Annotated in this window: 10 protein-coding genes; 7 read left to right on the top strand and 3 right to left on the bottom strand. The window is 73.4% G+C overall.

Annotated features, from left to right (window positions below; translation table 11 throughout):
* The first annotated feature begins 8 nt into the window (after window positions 1–8).
* The 6 genes from OUQ99_RS11350 (at window position 9) to OUQ99_RS11325 (ending at window position 16,693) form a co-directional block, all read left to right on the top strand.
* The gene (locus OUQ99_RS11350) at window positions 9–13,397 is read left to right on the top strand and encodes an ADP-ribosyltransferase (RefSeq protein ID WP_267949403.1); all 13,389 of its coding nucleotides are present in this window, start codon (window positions 9–11) and stop codon (window positions 13,395–13,397) included.
* Between the two features lie 13 nt (window positions 13,398–13,410).
* The gene (locus OUQ99_RS11345; protein WP_267949402.1) at window positions 13,411–13,785 is read left to right on the top strand and encodes a hypothetical protein; all 375 of its coding nucleotides are present in this window, start codon (window positions 13,411–13,413) and stop codon (window positions 13,783–13,785) included.
* A 59-nt stretch (window positions 13,786–13,844) separates the two neighbouring features.
* On the top strand, window positions 13,845–14,342 hold the full coding sequence (locus tag OUQ99_RS11340; protein ID WP_267949401.1) for a hypothetical protein: 498 nt from the start codon (window positions 13,845–13,847) through the stop codon (window positions 14,340–14,342).
* A 75-nt stretch (window positions 14,343–14,417) separates the two neighbouring features.
* Window positions 14,418–14,666, top strand: coding sequence for a hypothetical protein (locus OUQ99_RS11335; protein WP_267949400.1), 249 nt, complete (start codon window positions 14,418–14,420; stop codon window positions 14,664–14,666).
* Window positions 14,667–14,748: 82 nt separating this feature from the next.
* A complete protein-coding gene (locus OUQ99_RS11330; protein WP_267949399.1) occupies window positions 14,749–15,534 on the top strand; it encodes an RNA ligase family protein in 786 nt (261 codons plus the stop codon).
* The gene (locus tag OUQ99_RS11325) at window positions 15,518–16,693 is read left to right on the top strand and encodes an AAA family ATPase (RefSeq protein ID WP_267949398.1); all 1,176 of its coding nucleotides are present in this window, start codon (window positions 15,518–15,520) and stop codon (window positions 16,691–16,693) included. Before OUQ99_RS11330 ends, OUQ99_RS11325 begins: the two co-directional genes overlap by 17 nt.
* A gap of 101 nt (window positions 16,694–16,794) precedes the next feature.
* Here the strand turns inward: OUQ99_RS11325 and OUQ99_RS11320 are convergent, their stop codons facing one another.
* Window positions 16,795–18,006, bottom strand: coding sequence for a phosphatidylserine decarboxylase (locus OUQ99_RS11320; protein WP_267949397.1), 1,212 nt, complete (start codon window positions 18,004–18,006; stop codon window positions 16,795–16,797).
* 653 nt (window positions 18,007–18,659) lie between these two features.
* Here OUQ99_RS11320 and OUQ99_RS11315 point away from each other — a divergent pair.
* Window positions 18,660–20,237 (top strand): hypothetical protein, encoded by a 1,578-nt coding sequence (locus OUQ99_RS11315; protein ID WP_267949396.1) that lies wholly within the window; start codon window positions 18,660–18,662, stop codon window positions 20,235–20,237.
* A 94-nt stretch (window positions 20,238–20,331) separates the two neighbouring features.
* Here OUQ99_RS11315 and OUQ99_RS11310 read toward each other — a convergent pair whose 3' ends face one another.
* Both OUQ99_RS11310 and OUQ99_RS11305 read right to left on the bottom strand, forming a co-directional pair.
* Window positions 20,332–21,423, bottom strand: a complete 1,092-nt coding sequence (locus OUQ99_RS11310) for an IS110 family transposase (protein ID WP_267946180.1) — start codon at window positions 21,421–21,423, stop codon at window positions 20,332–20,334.
* Window positions 21,424–21,656: 233 nt separating this feature from the next.
* Window positions 21,657–22,112, bottom strand: coding sequence for a GNAT family N-acetyltransferase (locus OUQ99_RS11305; protein ID WP_267950339.1), 456 nt, complete (start codon window positions 22,110–22,112; stop codon window positions 21,657–21,659).
* Window positions 22,113–22,179: the final 67 nt, after the last annotated feature.

Raw genomic sequence — 22,179 nt, 5'->3', positions numbered from 1 at the left:
AGTCGCGCATGCCGTTGGACCACAACATGTCCGACTCCTCACGCAAAGCGATCGAGGTCCTCACCGGCATCCAGGTCCCCAGAGCCGGCATCAACAACCTCGGCCGCGCCTCGGAGATCTACACCGCCCTGGACCAACGCCTGGCCGTGCTCGAGGACCTGTTCGACCTCAGCCGCAAACACGCCCGCCGCCACTTCGACGGCCACACCGCCGACCGCTACGAACGCTCCCTGGACCAGTTCACCAGAGGCGAGAACAACTACGTCGGCTCGGCCCGCGACAACTCCACCGTCATGTCCGCCGAACTCTTCAAGGCCCGCGCCAACGTCGAGTACATGCACATGATGGTCATCGGCCAGTTCGTCCAGCTCCTGGCCGAGATCGCCTGGGCCATCGCCATGGCCAAGTTCACCTTCGGCGCCTCCCTGAAGTGGATCCCGATCTTCAAGGCCATCCGCAGCCTGGCCATGCGCCGCATCCTGACCTGGCTGCTCATCACCGTGCCCGGCCACCAGATCATCAGCCAGATCTTCGCGAGCATGGACAGCATCATCCAGCGCATCCAGATCGGCAGGGGGACCCGCCACCACCGCGACAGCGCCCTGACCGCGAGCGCCCACAAGGGCGCCGCGATCGAGGGCGTGCTCTCCGCGGTCTTCTCCGCGGGCATGGACGGGCTGTTCAGCAAACACCTGTCCGACCTGTTCAGCAAAGGCCTCACCGACCTCAAACTCCTGCCCGACCCGCCCCCGCTGATCAAAACCGGCCCCGACGGGCCGCCCCCGCCCGGACCCCCCACCGGCCCGCCGCTGCGCGAGACCCCCGACGGGCCCCCGCCCGGACCGCCCACCGGTCCCCCCGACGGGCCGCCTTCGGGGCCGGTCAGGGACGACCCGCCGCCCCTCAACCGCGACACCGACACCCCGCCACCCCCCGGCGGCGGTGGCGGTCCCGACGGACCCCCCACCAGGCCCAAGGACGACCCCCCGGCCGGACCGGTCAAGGACGACCCCCCGGTCAACCCGGACCGGGGGCCGGACTCCCCCGCACCCAAGGACACGGGTCCCACACCCGTGCCCGCGCCCAAAGAGGGACCGCCCCCGCCGCCGTCGTTGAACAAGGACCTGGCCGAGGTGTTCGGCCGCCACAACGACGAGTTCCTCACCCCCTACAACCCCGCCAGCCCCGTCGGCGCCGGCGCCTTCGACAACGCGACCAAGGCCGCCGCCGCCCGCCAGGACTTCGCCGACCTCTTCGCCCGCAACTTCGGCGACCACCTGGGCGAGGCGGCCGCCCGCGACCTGGGACGCGACTACGCCGCCACCCTGGCCCGCCACTGGAACGACCCCGACCTGGGCCGGCACCTGCGCGACACCATCGGCGACCGCCTGCCCCCGCACATGCGCGACCACCTCGCCGACGTCCCCACCAATTTGCAAAAACCCCTGGGCGAGTACTTCTCCACCACCGGCGCCTACACCCAACAGGTCGGCGGCAGCATCGGCACCGGAGCACTCGAGGGCTACCTCGGCGAAGGCCTGGGCAGCCTCGCCGACGGACGCGGCTGGGAAGCCTCCGGCTACTCCGCCACCGCCGGCGCCACCCAGGCCGGCATCCAACAAGGCGCCACCGACGGCATCCTGCACGGCCTGGACCTGTTCAGCGACAAAGACAAACCCGACATCACCAACCCGCCGCCCACGGAAACCGACAGCACCGGTAACCGAACCGACCACCGCACCGGCCCCGAGATCCCCGGCCCGTGGACGGGCGGGGACGAGGACCCCGGCCGGGGCGGCGACCACGCCCCCGGCCCCGACCGCGACCACGCCCCCGACCGCGACCGCGACCACGCCCCCGACCGCGACCGCGGCGGCCAGGGGTCCCCGGAGCAGGACGGCCACGGCGAAGGCCCCCTCCTGGCCCCGCCGGTCGACGACTCCTCCCGGTACGACCGCGACGACCTCTCCGACATCGACGACGTCCCCGACCTGGTCAGCGACACCGACTCCGACTTCGGCGACAGCGACACCGACTCCGTGTTCGGCGGCTCCGACCTCGGCGACCCCGACGACCGCCACCGCGACCAGCCCAACGACGACACCGTCCGCGTCCACCGGGACGAGGACGTGCGCGCCCCCTACCCCGACCCCTTCAAGTCCCCCGAGGACGCCAAGGACCCCTTCGGGACCAACGAGGCCAAACACCCCGGCCTGGGCAACGACCCCTTCCACCCCGGCATGAACGACGGACCCCTGACCGTCAACTTCCTCAACGCCATCGTCCCCGACAACCCGATGACGGTCCCGCCTCCCGGCACCGAACAGACCACACCCGACACCGGCAACACGAACCAGGCCGACCGCTCCACCCCCGCCCCCGCCCCCGAGCAGCACACCGCCCCTCCCGGCATGGCCGCGCCGATCGGCCAAGCAGCTCCACCGCCCGCGACCACACCGCAGAGTTCGGCCACCGACAACAACCAGCGCTCCACACCCACCGAACGCTCCCCCCAGCGCACCAACGACACCCGCACCCCCGGCTCCTCCACCGACCAGTCACCCCGTGACGGCCACACCCCCCAGGTCACCACCGAGAGCGCCCCACCCGCCCCGGAGACCGAGACCACCGGCAACCCCGTCGACCAGCACGACCAGAACGCGACCGACGAACAGCGGACGACCTCCACAGACGAGCGCGCCCCGGAGCAGCGGACCTCGTCGACCGAATCCCCGACGCTCGCCACCGAGAGCGGACCGCCCCAGGACACGGAGGCCACCGGGCACAACCCCTCCGAACGCGACGGCGAACAGCCCGACCAGCGTGACGAGGACACCCCCCGCGACAACGACCGCTCCCGGAACGACGAGAGGGACCGATCCGGCGACGGAAACGAGCGGTCGGGCGAACAGAGCAGCGACCGCTCCGCAGACGGCGAGGAGAGCCGCGAGGACTCCCCCGCCGGAGAGGGCCAGACCTCCAAAGCAGCCCTGTCCCGGAACACGGACGGTGTCCCGCAGGACCCGGAGACACCGCGGCCCCGTCCGCAACCGCTCCCCGACGCTCAGGCCGGTCCGGGACGCAACAGCCCACCCTCCCCCGCCACCGTGGAGCCCCCAGCCACGACCGACAACCGGGAGACCACAACCCCGCCCAACAGCGAGACGCCGGCACCGGGCGCCGGGCACACCCCGCCCGCCGCCGAGGCCACCACACCCGACACGACCCAGGGCACTCCGACCCCCACCCAGAACACGGACGCGCCTGCGGCGCCGCCCGCCGCCGGCCCCGAGCGCGCCGCGGACAGCGGCTCCCCCACCCCCGGAGCCACGCGCACCGACCCCACCGCTCCCGGGATCGACCCGGGGGCCGACGCCCGCGCCGCGTCGGTCCTGGAGCGCCTGCCCGAACTCACCCGGGCCCTCGCGGACAAGGACATCCCCCGGGCGCGGGCGCTGGGGGCCGAGTTCTGGCGGCTGCTGCGCCCGGTCGACGGCCCGGCCCCGGAGAACCGCTCCATCCACGAGGCGCGCGCGCTGGCCCAGGCACTGGTGTACACCGTCTCCGACCCCTCCAACAGGCGCGTCCCGCTGAGCGGGGAGTCCGTCCCTGCCGAACGCGTCCGGGACGCCGAGTCCCTGGCCCGCGGCATCGGCCGCCACCTGCAAGACCGCCACGACCCGGTCCGCGCCCGGCTCTGGCAGCCCGGCGGGCAGCTCACGACGGACTACGTCCGCTACGCGATGCAGGACCCCGCAGACCGGGGCCCCTCCCCCTACGACGCACCGGACACCGTGAAGACCGTCAACACGGCGCTGGTGGACGGCGACGGAGACGCACCGGCCCCGCAAGAACAGTCCGGGGAGTTGTCGGGCCCGGCGGAGGCGCTCGGATCCGCGGACCAGCCGTCCGCCGAGGCCGCGGAGAGCGTCGCGACCCGCGGCGAGTCCGACGCCGGAGAGGCCCGGGACTCGTTCCCGGATACGCCCGACGCACCGCCGGCGCCGCCGCACCGTCCCGAGAGCGTCGCGTCCCTGAGCGACCGGGCGGAGCCGGAGCCGGGGGAGCGTCCCGAGGCCGCCCCGCTCCTGGAAACGTTCCGCAGCGCACTCAACGAGCAGCCCCCGCCCGTCCGGAGCGGACCGGTGACCGGTGAGGAGTCATCCGCCCCGGGGGGCGGACCGTCCCCGCAGCCGGTTCCGGCCCGATCGGCGCCCGAGTCGAAAACGGACGACGAGATCACCGTGTTCCTGATGGAGACGACGGACCAGGACCCGGCCGAGGTTGACGGGCCCGGGTGGACGCGCGATCGGGGAGACGGGATGGCCGGCCTCCTCGGGCTGGAGGACCCGGCCGCCCGCGCCGCGGAGCTCGACGACCCGGGCACCAACCCGCACACCTTCGACGCGCTGCCCCGGGACCAGCGCGAGGCCGTCGTGGCGCAGGCGGCCACAGGCTGGCTCTCGTCCCTCACCTGGATCCCCTCGCTGGACACCGCCTCCGTCCAGAACAAGCTGGAGGATCTGACGTACGACGCGGGCGACAACGCCAGCGGTGACGACCTCAACGGCTGGCCGCTCTACGAGAAGAACGGGAACCGGTGGCCGACGCTCACCGATATCCGGGAGCTCCACTCCGACGGCGGGAACACCCACACCTTCAACCGGCTCGTCGACGACATCTTCAAGGCGCCCGACCCCGGCCGACGGCTGCGCCACTGGTACGACAACGCGGACGAGGCCGGAGCCCTGGCCAAGGCCGCCGGCGGCGCCTACCCGACGGCCGACCGGGTCCTGGACACCCTGCGCACCCTGGACGCCGCGACCGACCGCCCGCTTCCCGGCCCCGTGGAGGTGACCTTCGCGCTGAGCGGGGACGAAGGCCTCCACGGGCTCGGCGGGTACGTCGAGGGCGACCCCTCCTCGCTGGTGGGCACCGAGCAGCGGGAGGCTGGGTACCTGCGCACCTCCCTGGACCGCTCACCGGCCACGGGAGACGACGGCGACGGTACGGTCCTGGTCCGCCTGAGCGTGCCGGAGGGCGGGCGCGGCCTGTGGATCGGCGACAGGGCGGGCACCTCCGATCCGTACACGCTCCTTCTCCCCCGCGGCACCGGCTACCGCGTCACCGACGTCACGGAGTCGGACGGGATCGTGGAGATCACCGCCGTGGCCCTGCCCGCGGAACCGCGACCGGTGGCCGCGCCCCCGGCGGAGTCCGCCGCGGTCCACGACGACGAGGGCCACGGAGACGACGAGACCGACGCCGGCTCGGAATCGGACGCCTCGGACGCGGACACCTACGGCAGGGGGACCCTCGACGAGGACGGCATCCGCCGCTTCGACTCCCCCGAGGAGGCCGACGGGCAGGACCGGTGGCTCCAGGACCCGGCGAACAACCCCCACGCCTTCGACACCCTCACCCCCGACCAGCGCGGGATGGTCGACACCTACACCAGGTCGGCCTGGATCACCCGTGTCGCCCGCATCCGGCCCTTCCTGCCCCAGACCGTCACGCGACAGCTGATGGAGTGGCGCGCGCAGTCCCGGTCCGAGGCGGCCGACCCCGACACGGCGCAGACGGCCCACGGCTGGGACCTGTACGAGGCCAACGGGCTGTCCTGGCCGTCCGTGGAACGGCTGCGCCAGATCGCGGCCTCCCCGCAGCCGTTGCCCCCGCGGACCCGGGGGCTCATCCGGTACGTCCTCGACGCCCCCGACCCCCGTGCCGAACTCGACCACTGGTTCCACAACGCCGGATACGCGGGGGTCATCGCCCGGCTCAACGGGGGCGTCTACCCCGACGCCGCCGAGACCAGGCGGCTGTTCCGCCTCCTGGACGGCGCGGTCGACCGCCCGCTGCCCGAGGGCATGGCCGTGTCCCGCGGCATGCAGTCGATCGACCACCTCCTGCGCACGACCGGGGGCACGGACCCCCGCAGGCTGGTGGGCACCGTCCACACCGAGCCCGGCTACATGTCCACCACCCTGGGCGACTCCCCGTTCAAGACGGACGTGGACGGATTCCCCTTCCTGCTGCGCCTGGACGTGCCCCAGGGGAGCCGTGGCCTCTGGATCGGTACACGCAGCCACGACCCGGAGCAGATGGAGCTCACCCTCGGCCGCGGCACCACGTACCGCATCACCGGTGTCCAGGACAGGATCGACCCCGAATCCGGCGGACCGCAGACCGTGGTCACCGCGACCGTGGTCCCCCTGCCGCGGGCGGTGCCCGACCTCTTCTCGGAGGGGAGCACGGGTGAGGACGGCGTCCGCAGGTTCTGGAACGCGGAGGAGGCCCACTGGTACGGCCACCGCCTCCACGACCCGGCGCACAACCCGCACGCCGTCACCGCGCTCCCCCGGGCACGGCACGACCTCGTCCGCGCCCTCAGCGCGCTCGCGCCCGGGGTCGACCTCACCCCGGCGGGCCCGGAGGGCGCCCGGGAACTGCTGGACTCCCTACGCGCGGCGAGTCGTGTCACCCAGGCCTCCACCCCCGCGGAGCGGCAGCGGGTCCTCGGGTGGGAGCTGTACGAGGCGAACGGCCTCACCTGGCCCTCCCCCGAGCGGCTGCTCCAGCTCCTGCCCGCGGAGCGGGTGAGCAACCCCGCACGGGCGCGATTCATCACCGACCTCCTCAGGCACGGTCCCCAGGAGGCGGCCCGCAGGCTGGGCGGGCTGTACAACGCCGCCGGGGCCGCCGGGGTCCTGGCCCGCGCGAACGGGGGCGCCTACCCCTCGCCCGAGAGGCTGCTGGACATGCTGGCCTCCTACGAGGACGCCGTCCGCCGTCCGCTGCCCGACACGGTCGAGAGCACCTGGTACCCGGACGCCACGGCGGTGCGGGAGCAGTGGCACGGATTCGACCCGCACGCCCCCTCCGCGCTGGTCGGGACCGAGCAGGTCACCCGGGGATACACCGCGGTCGCGCTCAACCCGCGGTCGGCCGCCCCGGGCGAAGGGGCTGCCGCGGTCGTCCGTCTCGTCCTGCCGTCGGGGGCCCACGGCCTCTGGCTGGGCGGCGCGGGCCCCCGCCCCCAGAACCAGGAGATCATCCTCCCGCCGGGGACCGGGTTCCGGATCGACTCCGTGGACACGTCCGGCGGCCGACCCGTGATCACCGCGCGGGTGCACGTGCCGGCGGACGACACCGCCGCGCCCGCGGCGGTGAGTGCGCCGCCCGTCTCGGCCGGGGCCTCGGTCGACGGGACGAACGACGACGCCGCCGCCGCCGGGCCGGACACGCTCCGCACCGGGAACGTGCCCGGCGACGGACGGGGGTACGTCGACGGGACCGGGATCCGGAGGTTCCGCACCGAGGAGGAACTCGACGCCTACGACCTATGGCTCCACGACCCGGCCAACAACCCGCACGCCTTCAACGCCCTGGACCCTGCGCACCGGAACCGGATCGTCGGCTACACGATCGAGGGCTGGCTCAACACCGTGGCCCGCAATTCCATGAGCGCGGACCAGGTGGGGATCACGCTGGACCTGATGCGCCAGGACACCGTCGCGGCGTTCGAGACCAACCCCATGGGCTCGCGCGGCTGGGAACTGTACGAGATGAACGGCCTCGCGTGGCCGACCCTGGACCGGCTGCGGGAACTCCTGGCCCAGGGGCGCGTTCCGGAGAGGGCCGAGGGCTTCGTCCGGTACATCCTGGACGCACAGGACCCGCAGCAGGAACTCGACCACTGGTACGTGCACGCCGGTGAGGCCGGGGAGATCGCCAGGTCGAGCGGCGACGTGTTCCCGACCCCGGAACTCGCGCTCGAGCACCTCCGGACCCTGACGGAGGCCATCGACAGGCCCCTGCCCGAGGGGATCGAGGTGATCCGCGGTCTGGAGGAGCTGGACCACCTCGAAGGCTTCGACGGCAAGGACCCCTACTCCCTCGTGGGGACCGTCCACACCGAGCGCGGGTTCCTGTCCACGTCGCTGGGGAACGAGCTCGCCGGGGTCACGGCCAATTACGCGCACGCGGTGCACCTGGTCCTCCCCCGCGGCTCCCGGGGCATGTGGATCGGTTCGGAGAGCAGGTACCCCGGAGAGCGCGAGCTGATCCTCCCTCCGGGTACGACCTACCGGATCACCCGGGCGGGCTGGGGAGGCTTCCACGGGCTGGAGGGTCTGTACATCGAGGCCGAGGTGGTCGTGCCGCCGCGGCCGGTTACCGACCCGGCCCCGCCGCAGGTCGAGGGATCCGCGGACCTGCACGTGTTCACCGTGGCGACCGACACGGACGCCACCGTCACGGGCCCCGACGAACCCGGCCTCGGCGCGGAGGAGGAGGCCGGACTGGCCGCGCTCCTGGGACTGGAGGACTCCGGGCACGAGAGCGCCGAGGACGACGCGTACGACGACCGGCCGCCCCTGGACCGCGACGACTCCGACGACGACCGGCCCCTCCTCGACCGCTACGACTCCGACGACGACGCGCCGACGGCCTCGGCCGTGCACACCGACCGGGCTCTGCCCGATCGCACGGACGACGGCGGTACCGCGGCCGCGGCCCCTGAGAAGAGCGGCGGAGAGGTCCGCGGGTTCCGCACCCGGGAGGAGTTGGACGCCTACGCGGAGCGGATGGAGGACCGAGACGGTGAACCGCACACCTACGGCGCTCTCCCGCCGGAGCTGCGCGCCCTCATCGGCGCGCACACCGCGTTCCCGTGGCTCAGCAATCTCGCCCGGCTCGGAACCTCCGACCCGGCGGCCATCCAGGGCAGGCTCGACTACTGGAGCAGGATCAGCCTGGGGAACGCCGCCGACCCCGACACCCCCAACGGGTGGGCGCTCTACGAGGCGAACGGCCTGTCGTGGCCCTCACTCGGCCGGGTGCGCGAACTGTACGCCGAGGGAGGCCGCTCCCCGGGGTTCGGGGCGGTCGCGGCGGACATCTTCGGTTCCTCCGATCCGCGGCTGCGGCTGGACCACTGGTACGAGAACGCGGACGACGCGGGAGAGGTCGCCCGGGCCAACGGCGGTGTCTACCCCACCGGGGACAGGGCCCTGGAGCTCATCCGGGACATGGACACGGCCGTGGACCGGCCCCTGCCCGGCCCGGTCGCGGTGTCCTTCGTGCTGGATGTCGACCGGGACCTGCCCGGACTCGACGGATACGACTGGGACGACCTGTCCGCCATAGTGGGCAGGGACCAGCGCGAGCGGGGGTACACCACCGCCTCCCTGGGCGACTCGCCCTTCACCACCTCACCGCGCGACACCGTGGCGGTCGTCCGCATGGTCCTCCCCGAAGACGCCCGGGGCCTGTGGATCGGTGGCCGGGGCGCGACGGGCGACCCGCACGCGCTGGTCCTGCCCCGGGACTTCGGCTACCGCGTCACCGACGTCCGGATCACCGACGACGGAATGGAGATCGACGCCGAGCCGGTCCCCGCGGACATGTCGGCGCGAGAACCGTCCGCGGAGGTCGGGGACGGCGACTCGGAGACCTCCACGCTCGTCGACGAGGAGTCGCGCCTTCCGGCGGGTGACGGCCGCGGCCAGGTCGGCGACGACGGGTACCGGCGCTTCCGCGCCCTGGAGGAACTGGACGCCTACGACCGGTGGCTCCACGACCCGGCCAACAACCCCCACGCCTTCGACACCCTCACCCCCGACCAGCGCGGGATGGTCGACGCCTACACCAGATCCGCCTGGATCACCCGGCTGGCACGTATCCGGCCCCTGTCCCCGACCGGTGTGGCGAGCCAGCTGGCACTGATACGGGCCAAGGCCCAACAGGAAGCCGGGCAGGCGGCGACCGTGGCGACCGCCCACGGCTGGGACCTGTACGAGGCCAACGGACTCACCTGGCCCACCCTCGACCGGCTGCGCGAGATCCGGGAGAACCCGGACGGCCTTCCTCCGCGCACCGTCGGCCTCGTCGACTACGTCCTCACCGCCCGGGACCCCGCCGCGGAGCTGCGCCACTGGTTCCACAACGCCGGGTACGCCGGGGTCATCGCCCGCCACAACGGCGGGACCTATCCCGACGTGGACCGCGTCCTGGAACTCTTCCGCCTCCTCGACGACGCCACCGGCCGCCCCCTGCCCGAAGGCCTGGTCGTCTCCCGGGGCATGCACTCCATCGACCACCTGCTGCGCGCGGCCGGCAGGTACGACGCCGACGACCTCGAGGGCACGGTCCACACCGAGCCCGGGTACATGTCCACCACCCTGGGCGACCGGGCCTTCAAGACCGACGCCGCCCCCTTCCGCTACCTCCTGCGGCTCAACGTCCCCCAGGAGGCGCACGGCCTCTGGATCGGCTCCCGCAGCCACGACCCCGAACAGCGCGAACTCACCCTCGCCCGCGGTTCCACCTACCGGATCACCGGTGTCCGGGACACGTTCGACATGAACACGGGCGGGATCGTGACCGTGCTCTCCGCGGAGGTGGTCCTGCTCCCGGAGGCCTTCGCGGACCCGCTCTCGGACGGACGGGTGGACGCGTCCGGTGTCCGGAGGTTCCGGACGCCCGCGGAGGCCGACTGGTACGCGCACCGGGCCGCGCGCGCGGAACGCGGCATGCCGGGGCTGGACACCCTCCCCGCGGAGGAACGCCGCGTCGCCACGGCGTTCTCGGACACCCCGTGGCTCGCGGACCTGGCACTGGTGCCCACGGGCGACCTGCGGACGCAACTCGACCGGTTGCGCTCGATGAGCCGTACCGAGCGGCCCTCGGTCGTGGACCCCCACGGCAGCAGCGGCTGGGAGGTCTACGAGGCCAACGGCCTCACCTGGCCCACCCTGGAGCGGCTGCGGGAGATCGTGGACGCCGCCGAGGGGGAAACCCCGACAACGCGCTTCCTACGGACGGTCCTCACGCTGGAGCGCCCCGAGGAACGGCTGGCCGGTCTGTACCGCAGGAGCGGTATGGCCGGGGCGCTGGCCGCGGCCAACGGGGGGACCTACCCCTCCGCCGCGGGTGCGTGGGACCTGCTCGCAACCTACGACGCAGCGGTGGGGCGCCCGCTCCCGGAGGCGGTCGAGACGACGTGGGTCCTGAACCACACCCGCGACCTCCGGTTCCCCGAGGGGTACGACGAGAGGACCCCCTCCGGCCTGGTGGGCACGGTCCAGAGCAGCCCGGGGTACACCACGGTCTCCGTGAACCCGGAACCGGTGGGCCTGGGGCACCCCGCGGTGACCGTCCGGCTGACCCTGCCCGAGGGCGCGCACGGGCTCTGGCTGGGTGCGGAGGGCCCGCGGCCGTCGAACCACGAGATCGTCCTGCCCCGGGGAATGTCCTATCGCGTCACCGGCGCGGAGACGACCGCTCACGGCCTGCTGCTGTCCGCCGAGGCCGTCCTGCCGGAACAGGACGGCACCGCGTCCGGAGCCCGACCGCCGGCCGTGGAGAAAGCCCCTCCCGCGACCGTCGGTGAGGCCGGGCAGGACACGGCCGCTCCCGCCGGGGAGACGGGACACGCGGCCTCCGCGGACGCCTCCGCGGACGCCTCCGCGGACGCCTCCGCCACCGCCACCGGCCTCCCGGTCGGCACCGGTCCCGCCGACGACGGCAGGGGGTACGTCGACGACCAAGGCGTGCGGCGGTTCCGCTCCGTGGAGGAGGCCGACGCCTACGGCCGCTGGCTCCACGACCCGGCGAACAACCCGCACGCCTTCGACACCCTCCACGACCGGCAGCGCGACGACGTGCGCGGGTACACGGCGGACGGATGGCTCAACGTGATCGTCCGCGCCAACCTCTCGGCCGAACAGATCCAGGACAGCCTGGACGAGGTGCGGAATGAGACCCGCCTCCAGACCACCACGGACCCGATGGCGGCCCGCGGCTGGAGCCTGTACGAGCTGAACGACCTGTCCTGGCCCACCGTCGAGCGCCTTCGGGAACTCCTGGCGCAGGACCGGGTGCCCGAACACACCGCGGGTTTCGTCAGGTACATCCTCGACGCGCCGAACCCGGAGGCGGAACTGGCGGGCTGGTACGGGCACGCGGGTGGAGCCGGTGTCGTGGCGCGGTCCAACGGGAACGTGTTCCCCGCAGCGGCCGATGTGGCGGCGTTCCTGGAGCGCCTCGACCGGGCCGTCGACCGCCCCCTGCCCGAGACGGTCGAGATGGTCCGCGGCCTGTCCGAGGTCTCGTTCCTCGACGGGTTCCGGGACCTGGACCCCTACTCCCTGGTGGGCACCGTCCAGACCGAGCCCGGTTTCATGTCCATGTCCCTGGGCAACAAGCTGGCCGAACACCACCAGGCCGAATCCGGGCACGTCATCCACCTGACCGTGCCCGCGGGCAGCCGCGGCCTGTGGATCGGTGAGAGGAGCGACTACCCGGAGGAGCGCGAGGTCGTCCTCGCCCGGGGCACCACCTACCGGATCACCCGCGCGGGATGGGGCGGATCGTTCCAGCTGCCGGGCTTCTACATCGAAGCCGAGGTGGTGGTCCCGCCGCGGCCGGAGACCGTTCCGTCACCGGAGCAGCGGGTCGAGGACGCCTCGGACGTCAAGGTGTTCACCGTGCTGACCGAAACGGACACCACCGTGACCGGCCCCGAAGAAGCGGGACTCAGCAGTGGCGCCGAAGCCTTCCTGACCGCGCTCCTGGGGCTGGACACCGCCGCCGGCGCCGAAGCCGCGGCCGCCGCGGTCCACCCGGAGACCACCGCGGAGGGCTCCACCGCTCCCCCGGAGAACGGGACGCAGGCCGCCGGGCCGGACCTGCCCGACGACCGCCCCGGGCGGGTCGACCCCGACGGCGTGCGCCGGTTCGCCACCGACGGCGACGGCGCGGGATACGGGAAGCTCGTCCTCGGCGGCCGGTTCGCGTCCCTGACCCCGGAGCAGCAGGACTCCGCACGGGCCTACACGAAGAACGCGCAGTTCTACAACGACTTCTCCCGGCGGGCCAGCCCCGAGTCCCAGGTCATGCTGCTCAGCAAGCATCGGTTCTTCGGTTCATGGGTCGAGAAGTGGTTCGACGGGCACACGCCGACCCAGGAGAACGCCGAGAAGACCTGGGACCTCCTGCGCGAGGGGATGGAGCGGCTCGACCGGGCGATGGATCCGATCCCGGAAACGGTCGAGGTCCGGCGCTCGGTGTTCAGCGTGGGCTTCATGGCCCCGCCGGGGCGGCCCTTCCACGACCCCACGGACCTGATCGGCACGGAGTTCCTCGAACGGGGGTTCCTCTCGGGGTCGCTGGGGGTCGAGACCGTGAACCGGACCGCCGCCTACCAGTTCCACCTGGCCGTGCCCGCGGGGCACCCCGCCCTGTGGATCGGCGAGGACAGCGTGCAACGGTCGGAGAGGGAGCTGCTCCTGCCGCGCGGAACGCGCTTCAGGATCGACGACGCGCTCCAGGACCCCGACACCGGGCAGTGGGTCCTGCGGGTCACCGTGCTCCCGTTCACCCCGCGACCGTGACGAAGGAGGAGGGATGACCGACGAGGAGCAGGCCGCGCGGGACGAGTTCCGCCCCGAGTTCGCGGGCGCCGAGCCCCGGTTCGCCGCCGACACCGACGGGCCGGTGCTGCACGTGCCGGTGCTGCGGGAGGACGGGAGTGCGCTGGGCCGCCTCTGGGCTTCGCGGGACGGGGCCGCCGCGGGGTTCCTGCCCGTGCCCGGTCCGGCGGGGCTGAACGCCAAGGGCGCCTGGGTGCGCCGCCTGATCCTGGCCCGGGCCCAGGGGCTGGACGCCCTCGGCGCGCTGGCACGCTGGACCGGGGCCCCTCAGGACGACCGTGCCGGGGCGGTCCCGCCGGGGAGCGTGCCCGAGCACGCCGACCGCCTGGACGGGATCCCTCCCCCCTGATCCGGGCAGGACACCCGGTACCGCAGTGACAGCTGGAGACGAGAGGAAGTGGGGACGGCATGGACGGTGGGCACTCACCCGAGGACGGGTACCGAACGGACCGGGGCGGGGCGGAGCCCGATCCGTCCCGCGAGGCCGACGGCGCCGGGGACCCGGCCCGTGCGCCGGGCACGGGGCAGGGGGCGTTCGACCGGTGGAGCGACGAGGCGCTGGCCCCGGTGCTGGTCGGCCGCTCCTACGTCCCGACCACCGCGGGCCCCGTGCTGTACCTTCCCGTGCACCGGGACGATCGCCTCATCGGGTACCTGTGGGCCTCCGAGACCGAGGAGGCCAGTGACTTCCAGCCCCTCCTGCCGCCCGACACGGCGGGCAACGCCGCCCGCGGCTGGTGGACGATGGAACACGTGCGCCTGCGCGGTGAGGGGCTGACCGCGCTGGAGGCGCTCCGGTCCTGCGCCGGGAGGGTCGACGACCCCCATGGTGGAAGGGTGGACGCCGACGCCCCCGAGTCCCGTGCCCCGAGCCTGGAGGAACTGCGCGCTCTCGCCCGCGGCTGAGGCACCGGATCGACGACATCCGCACTCCGCTTCTCGTGGCCCGGTGCGGCGCCGGTCGGCACGGCCGCGTCCGGCGTGACCGGGATCTTCTCCGGACTGCTCGTCGACCGGCTCGACCGGCGCGTGGTGTCGGTGGTCTCGCACCTGCTGGGCGCGCTGTCCATGGTGGCGCCGCTGGTCGTCGAACTGGTGCGGGGCCCGGATCCGGCCGGGTTGCCGGCCCTGTCCGCGGCCGGTGCGGGCCCCTACAGCGAGGACGGCTGGGTCGAGGGGCACGCCGCGGCCGACGCCGCCTCCCCGGGCTCGCGCCGTCACCTGGCCTGAGCCCCGGCCCCGTGGCGCGCCGCGGCCGATGCCTGGGAAAACGGGTGGCGGCGCGGCGGCGCCGGCGTGTAGAACCGCACCCATGCGCAAGTACCCCCGAACCCGGCACATCCGCGGCTCCCGCCTCCAGGCGGGCGACCACGACCTGGCCGCCGTGCCCTTCGGGGAGCTGGCCGGCCGGCACCTGGTCGTGGAGGAGAAGCTCGACGGCGCCAACGCCGGCATCAGCTTCGGCCCCGGGGGCGCGCTCCTGCTGCAGAGCCGCGGCCACTACCTGACGGGCGGGCCCCGCGAGCGGCAGTTCGCCCCGTTCAAGGCGTGGGCCGCCGCCGTCGCCCACCTGCTGCGGCCGCGGCTCGGCGAGAGGTACGTGCTCTACGGCGAGTGGATGTACGCCAGGCACACCGTCTTCTACGACGCCCTCCCCCACTACTTCTGCGAGTTCGACGTGCTGGACACCCGGGAGGACGCGTTCCTGTCCACCCCGCGCCGCAGGGAGCTCCTGGAGGGGACCCCCGTGGTGTCGGTGCCCGTGCTGCACTCCGGCCCCCTGGACCGCCTGGAGGACCTGGTCTCCCTGGTGGGGGCCTCCACCTGCCGGACGGCCGGCTGGCGCGAGGCCCTGGCCCGGGCGGCGGTGGCGGGCGGCGCCGACCCGGAGCGGGCGCTGGCGGAGGGGGACGGCTCCGACCTGATGGAGGGCCTGTACGTCAAGGTAGAGGAGGGCGGCCGCACGGTCGACCGGTACAAGTGGGTGCGCCCCGGGTTCACGGCCGCCGTCCTGGACTCGGGCTCGCACTGGCTGGACCGGCCGGTGATCGCGAACGGCCTCGCCGAACCGGAGGTGCTCCATGCGGGTCTTCGCTGAGCTGTGCCCCGCTCCCCCGTACTGGGAGCTGGACTGGGACCGGGTCAGGGAGGCGTTCCCGTGGGTGCGCGACCTGGCGGGGGTGGAACAGGACCCGGTGCACCACGCCGAGGGCGACGTGGAGGTGCACACCCGGATGGCCTGCGAGGCCCTGTCCGGGCTGCCCGGCTGGCGGGCCAGGCCCGCGCCGGAGAGGGTGCGGCTGTTCGCCGCGGTCCTGCTCCACGACGTCGCCAAGCCCTACTGCACGCGCCGGGACGGGGACGGCCGGGTGACCGCGCACGGGCACTCGCGGCGCGGCGACCTGATGGTGCGCCGCCTGCTGTGGGAGGCGGGCCCGGACGGTTCGGCCCGGACGGGCCGGGCCACGGAGGCCGACAGCCTCGCCGCGGCCCGGTGGCGCGAGCACGTGGCGGCTCTGGTCCGCCACCACCAGGTGCCGTTCTGGGCGCTCGAACGCCCCGACCTGCGCCACATCGCCTTCCGGGTGAGCCTGCTCGCACGCAACGACGACCTGGTGCTGCTGGCCACGGCGGACATCCTCGGCCGGCACTGCGGCGACACCGCCGAGGTCCTGGACAGCATCGGCCTGTACGGCGAGTACTGCGCCGAGCAGCGCTGTCTGGACCGGCCGCGCGAGTTCCCCTCCGACCACGCGCGGTTCTGGTTCTTCCGCAAGCCCGACCGCGATCCGGACTACGCGGCCCACGACGACACCCGGTCGTCGGTGACCGTCATGTCGGGGCTGCCCGGGGCGGGCAAGGACACCTGGATCGCGCGCCACCTCCCGGACACACCGGTCGTGAGCCTGGACGCGCTGCGCACCGAACTGGGCGTGCGCCCGACCGCCGACCAGCGGCCGGTGGCCGTCGCCGCCCACGAGCGGGCCCGCGAGCACCTGCGCGCGGGGCGCCCGTTCGTGTGGAACGCCACCAACGTCTCCCGCCAGCTGCGCGACCAGTGCGTCGGCCTGGCCGCCGACTACCGGGCCCGTGTGGAGATCGTGTCCGTGGAGGCCCCGCCGGGGGTGCTGCGGGCGCGCCTGGACCGCAGGGAGTCCCCCGTCCCGGCCGCCGCGGTCGAAAGGCTGGTCCGCCGCTGGGAGTGCCCCGACCCCACCGAGGCGCACCGCCTCACCCTCGTCGCCTCCGGCGGGTAGCCGGGGCGCCGCGCACGCAGTGGCCGGTCCCGGCCCGGCAGCGGGCCGGGAGGGGCCGGCCCGCGGAGGCGTGGGGGCCGGTCGGGGCCGCCTCCCCGCGGTCAGGGGACGGTCCGGCGTCCGTTCGCGGGGGAGTCGGGGCGGAGCGTCCCCGGACGGCGTGCGGCAGGTCCGGTGAAGAGGGAGCGCGGCTTCCCCGGGTCCTCCATGAGCCCGATGCGCTGGCCCTGGAGCAGCTGGAGCGCGGGGAAGCAGCCCTTCTCGAACAGGAGGATGTTCAGCGAACCGCCGTACTTGAAGCATCCGACCTCCTCCCCCTTGGCGATCGCGACCGGGTTCTCCGGCCTGACGCGGGAGAGTTCGGGACGGAACTCGACGGAGGCGATCGAGTTGAGGCCGACGGGCACCATCCCGACGTGTCCGCGCGCCGCGTCCCCCGTGTCGATGACGAGGTAGCCCCGCCGGAACCTCTCGAACATGCTGTAGTCGTGGCCGTAGCCCACGTTCCCGTCGTTGAGCAGTCCGGGGAGGTCGCGCATGCCGTAGTAGACGCCGCCGATCCCGGAGTTGGACTCCACGACCTGTCCCGCGACCGGGGAGTGGTACCGGTGGTAGCCGTCGGGCATCAGGATGCAGGACACCGCGGTGCCCCCGACGAACCTGCCCGTGTACGCGGAGCCGTCGAGCAGCTCCCTGACGTTCATGGTGACCGTCTTGACCGGGATGCGCGTCTCCTCGGTCAGCTCGTTCACGATCATGTTGATGACGCAGTCGGCGGGGGCGACCACGACGGTGTCGTCCGCGGGTGCGTCGATCGGGCGTTTTCCGTCCTTCACCCTCCGGACGAAGAAGTCGTTGAAGTTCTTGAATCCACCAGGCGGCACGACATAGTCGTCCATCCTCGGCCCGAGCTGCCTCTTCCACTTCTCCACGAGCCCGAGCGATTTCTCGGAGTCCATGTAACGCCCTTGGAACTCGGTGAATAGGGCGGTCATCTCACATCCGGGACCGGAGGTGACGAAGACCATCCCGTAGTCGTTCTCGTAGTTGAGCCAGCTGAACTTCTCGATGAAGACGAGCCCGCTGTCGACCCCCGGCTCCCATTTGTCCCAGGCGCGAAAGAAGTCGCACAGGTCGTCGATCGTACTGTTTCGCCAGTCGTGCCGAACCTCGGGCCCGGTCCCCTCCGGGATCGGCTTCACGTTCTTGACCGCCGCGTCGAACATGGTGGCGAAACCCTCGTGATCCGCCACATACCAGCGCTGGAGCAGGTCGGTGAAGTCGTCGATGGTCTCGATGCGGTATTCTTTCATTTTTCCTCCCATACAGCCAATTGTCTGATTCGTGCATCTCGCACGACCGGAGGTCGGATGGGACGACTGCGCGAATTACACCTCCCGACCGGGGAAGCAACCCGAACACACGGAGAGGTGTTCGATTCTTCCGCCAATCGGCCCGGGAGGGTTCGCGGCACTCGGAATCGAGATATCCCCGCACTCCGGGACGCCCAACCGCCTCTTACCCAGCCCCTTTGCGCGCAATAAACACACCACTCCCGCAGGGGTCCCAATGGGGAAAAAGCGACTCTCTCCCGACAGAACGACACCCGGACTTCCGGAGGAGCCCGCCTTGCGGCCGCATCAGGACCTTGTGGGCAAAATGCCCCCGAAACAGAACTCCGCGTGAATTGCCGACAAAGAAAACAGGGCGGCTGCGCCGGTCGACGCGCCCCGGAGCCGACCCCTGCCGGGAGGGGCCGCGGAGCCGCGTGCGGGGCCGCGCAGCGCACCGCTCGGGCGCACACGCACCCGCCCGGCCCCGGGGCGGGCCCGACCGCGTCCCGCGCGCTGTTCCGCCGCATCCGCCCCGGCCCGTGGGCGATTTCGGCGTTCTCCCGCGCCACGACGCGCGGCACGGTTAGCCTGAGGCCCTTTCGGCGACTCACACCACTCCGGGTGATAGGGCAATGACTGATCGCATCTACTCCGCCGTGCGCGCGTGTCTGGAGTGGGCCGGGGGCGTCGACCCCCGCCCCGTCCTGGACCCCGACACCCTGCTCTTCCTCCTGACCGCGCACCTGGAGGCCGGTGCGCCCGACCCCGGCGACTGGTCCACCGCCGACGTGCACGACATCGCCCGCACCGTCCGGCACTGGGACCGGACGCCCGTCGGCCTCAGGGACACCTGGCTGACGTGGTGCGACTTCCTGGTGGAGAAGGGGGATCTGCTGTCCGCGGAGAGCCCCCGCAGGCTCCGCCGGGCCATCGCCTCGGTCGACCTCTCCCCGGGCGGGTCCTCCGGCGCCCGTGATCCGGCGGACGGGGCGGACGCGGCCCAGGACGTGCTGCCGCTCCTGGACCGGTTCGGCGTGGGGGAGGGCGGGAGTTCCGGGCCGCCGCGCCCGGTCGTGCCCGGGCGCCCGGAGGAGCTGGACGCGGCCGCGCGCCTGTGCCGCCCGCTGTCCGACGCCGTCCGCCTCACCGCCTGGGTGGGCGGCGGCAGGGACCTCCGTTCGGACGGGGACGACGATCTCACCCGGTCCGACACCGCCGGGGCCGCCGCCGCGCTGGGCCGGACGCCCGCCGAGGTGCGGTCGCTGTTCGCCGTCGCCCGCCACTGCGGCCTGCTGCGCACGACGTACACGCGCGTCCTGCCCGGGCGGGCCGCCCGGGCGCTCGCGGAGGAGGTCCCGGGCGCCCTCGCCGACGCCTGGTCGGACGCCCTGCTCACCATGGTCGGCGGGCCCGGGATGACGGCGTTCCTACTGCTCGCGGACCTGTTCTCGCACGGTGAGCCCCGTACGCCCGCCCAGCTGGCCGGGGTCCTCGTCCCCGGGGCCGCGCCCGGGGGCGAGGACCCCGGGCGCCGTTCCGCCCGGGTGCTCGACACCCTGGCAGCCCTGGGGGCCGTGGCCCCCGCCGTCGGAGGACGGTTCCGCGTGACCCGGCTCGGCGACCACTTCACGGTGCGCCAGCTGCGGCAGTCGGGGGCCGACGTCGCGGTCGCCCCGCCCCTCGACGGGATGGACGCCGAGGACGTGCTCGCGCTCGCGGACGGAGGGCGCCCCGTGGACGCCGAGGGGCTGGTGGAGGGGTGGCTAGCTGCCCGCGACACCGAGAGCGCCGTGTGCGACCTCTTGGAGGCCTGCGACGCGCCCGGCGACTGGCACCGCAGGCAGCGGGTGGCCGACGTCCTGTCGGCCCTGGACGAGGACCTCTCCCCCGTCCTCCGGCTGTACGTGCACCACCCCGTCCTGGGCGGGTGGGCGCGGGGGCTGCGCGGAGGTACGGACACCGACCCCCTGTCGCACCAGGCGGTGTGGGCCGTGCTCGACCGCTACGCGATCCGGCTCGACGCGGGCCGGCCGCTGCCGGAGTCGGACCGGGAGCGGTACGCGCGGTTCCCGGAGGAGTTCGCCCGGGCCGTGTGGCTGACCGGGCACCCGGTCTCCGACACGGTGCTGGACCGGATCTGCGGAGGGGCCCTGGGCGCGTCCCTGGCCGATGCGGCGCGCCGGGTCCGTCCCGCCCCGGCCGTCCCCTGAGGCGCCCGCCCCGCGCCTCCCCCGACGGCGGGGTCCGGGCGTCAGGTCCCCCGGCGGGACCGGACGCCCGGACAGGCGGATGCTCCTATGGATGTCAAGCAGCTTGAGCGAGGCCGCTGTCGATGGGACTTCGGTTGGTGGCCGTGTCACGCACCGACCGCGTCAGCACGCGGTAGACCTCCCGGGCCACATGGCGTTTGAGACAGCGCATGATGTCCTTCTTCGACAGGCCCTGCCCGGTGCGCCGCTCGACGTAGGCGCGGGTGCGCCCGTCCCAGCGCATCCGTACCAGCACGATGGTGTGCAGGGCGTGGTTGGCGGCCCGGTCACCGCCCCGGTTGAGCCGGTGCCGGTCCCGCCGCCCGGACGAGGCCGGCACCGGCGCGACCCCGCACAGGTGCGCGAACGCCGCTTCCGAGGCCAACCGGCCGGGGTTGTCCCCGGCCGTGGCCAACAGCTGCCCGGCCACGTCCGGCCCCACCCCCTTCAACTCCAGCAGCTCCGGGGCCGCCCGACGGGTCAGGGCCCCGAGCTCGGCGTCCAGACCGGCGAGCTCCTCCTCCAGAGCGATGATCCGCCTGCCCAGACGGCGCAGCGCGAACTTGACCGCCTGGGCGGGGTCGGCCAGATCCGCACCGGGCCGCAGTCGCGCGCACGTGGTGGCCAGCACCTTGGCCGAGAGCCCGCGCAGCCCCGCGCGCACCTGTTCAGGGGAGGTGATGACCAGTTGGCGGGCCTGGTTGATCGCCTGGGTGCGGGCCTTGACCGCCGAGCGGCGCACCACCCGCAGGGAGCGGACGGCCTCGACGACGCCGTCACGGGTCTTGGGGGTGCCGCAGGCCCGACCGGAGGCCACCGCGGTGGCGGCGGCGTAGGCGTCGATGGGGTCGGACTTGCCCTTCATCCGCCGCGTTTTGCGGTCGGGGCGGTCCACCTCCACCACTCTCAGGCCCTGGCGGGCCAGGTGACGGGAGAGCTCGGCGCCGTAGGCGCCGGTGCCCTCGACCCCGACCGCGGCCACGGTGCCGTGGGAGGACAGCCAGGACGACAGGTGGCGGTAGCCGGTGCCGGTGGCGGGGAACTCACGGTCGGCCAGGTGGCGGCCCAAGGGGTCGATCACGGCGGCGTGGTGGGTGTGGCCGTGGGTGTCCACGCCCGCTGTGACAACGAGGGGCTGATCGGTCATGCTGGTACCTGCCGTCCTGTCGCTGATCCCGGTGGGTGGCACGCGCCGGCCGGGCGGGCGGACAAGACTGTGGCGGGGCTTTTCGACCAAGCTCCTATGAGGTCACGGTCGCCCGTCCGGTCGCGTGCGGTGGCTTCCCCGGGCAGGCCGACGAATCCCCTGAAGGACAACCTGTCGGTGTCGGTCAGTCCGTGAGTCAGACCTACCGGAGAAGCCACCACACATCTTCACAGTCAGTCCTTGACCACGAGCTCGTAGGTCAGGAGTTCCACGTCCGGCAGCGGGGACAGGTCGCGGTCGGGCGCCCGCCGGAAGCCGCGCGCCCGGTAGACGTACTGTGCGGCGACCATCTCGGGCAGCGCCGACACCAGCAGCCGGGAGACCCCCTCCTCGCGCGCCCTGTCGACGAGGGCGTTCACCAGCGCCCGGCCGACCCCGAGCCCCCGGGCCCCGGGCGACACCGCGAACGCGCGCATCTCCGCCTCGTCCGCGTTGCGGGCGATCTCGCTCTCCGGTGACCACGGCTCGAACATGACCGTCCCCAGGAGCCGTTCGTCGTCCGCCGCCACCAGGACCTCGCCGCGGCCGTCCGCCCCCAGGAGCCGCAGCGCCTCGACGTGGGCCGGGTTGACGTTCACAAGGCCGTCGGCCGTGTAGGCCATCACGCGCAGTTCGCTGACGGCGTTCATCTCATCGGGAAGTACTCGACGCACGATCATGCACGTCATTCAACATGATGAGGGGGTGCCGGACGGG

The sequence above is a fragment of the Streptomonospora nanhaiensis genome (genome assembly GCF_026642255.1).
In the GTDB taxonomy this organism is placed as follows: domain Bacteria; phylum Actinomycetota; class Actinomycetes; order Streptosporangiales; family Streptosporangiaceae; genus Nocardiopsis; species Nocardiopsis tropica.
Note: the sequence above shows the minus strand (reverse complement) of the source record. Positions and strands in the feature narration are given on the sequence as shown.

What these genes read in the sequence shown, in the direction of transcription:
- OUQ99_RS11350 (WP_267949403.1), top strand. Translation starts at nt 9, where the DNA reads ATGCCGTTGGACCACAACATGTCCGACTCCTCACGCAAAGCGATCGAG.
- OUQ99_RS11345 (WP_267949402.1), top strand. Translation starts at nt 13,411, where the DNA reads ATGACCGACGAGGAGCAGGCCGCGCGGGACGAGTTCCGCCCCGAGTTC.
- OUQ99_RS11340 (WP_267949401.1), top strand. Translation starts at nt 13,845, where the DNA reads ATGGACGGTGGGCACTCACCCGAGGACGGGTACCGAACGGACCGGGGC.
- OUQ99_RS11330 (WP_267949399.1), top strand. Translation starts at nt 14,749, where the DNA reads ATGCGCAAGTACCCCCGAACCCGGCACATCCGCGGCTCCCGCCTCCAG.
- OUQ99_RS11325 (WP_267949398.1), top strand. Translation starts at nt 15,518, where the DNA reads ATGCGGGTCTTCGCTGAGCTGTGCCCCGCTCCCCCGTACTGGGAGCTG.
- OUQ99_RS11320 (WP_267949397.1), bottom strand. Translation starts at nt 18,006, where the DNA reads ATGAAAGAATACCGCATCGAGACCATCGACGACTTCACCGACCTGCTC.
- OUQ99_RS11315 (WP_267949396.1), top strand. Translation starts at nt 18,660, where the DNA reads ATGACTGATCGCATCTACTCCGCCGTGCGCGCGTGTCTGGAGTGGGCC.
- OUQ99_RS11310 (WP_267946180.1), bottom strand. Translation starts at nt 21,423, where the DNA reads ATGACCGATCAGCCCCTCGTTGTCACAGCGGGCGTGGACACCCACGGC.
- OUQ99_RS11305 (WP_267950339.1), bottom strand. Translation starts at nt 22,112, where the DNA reads ATGAACGCCGTCAGCGAACTGCGCGTGATGGCCTACACGGCCGACGGC.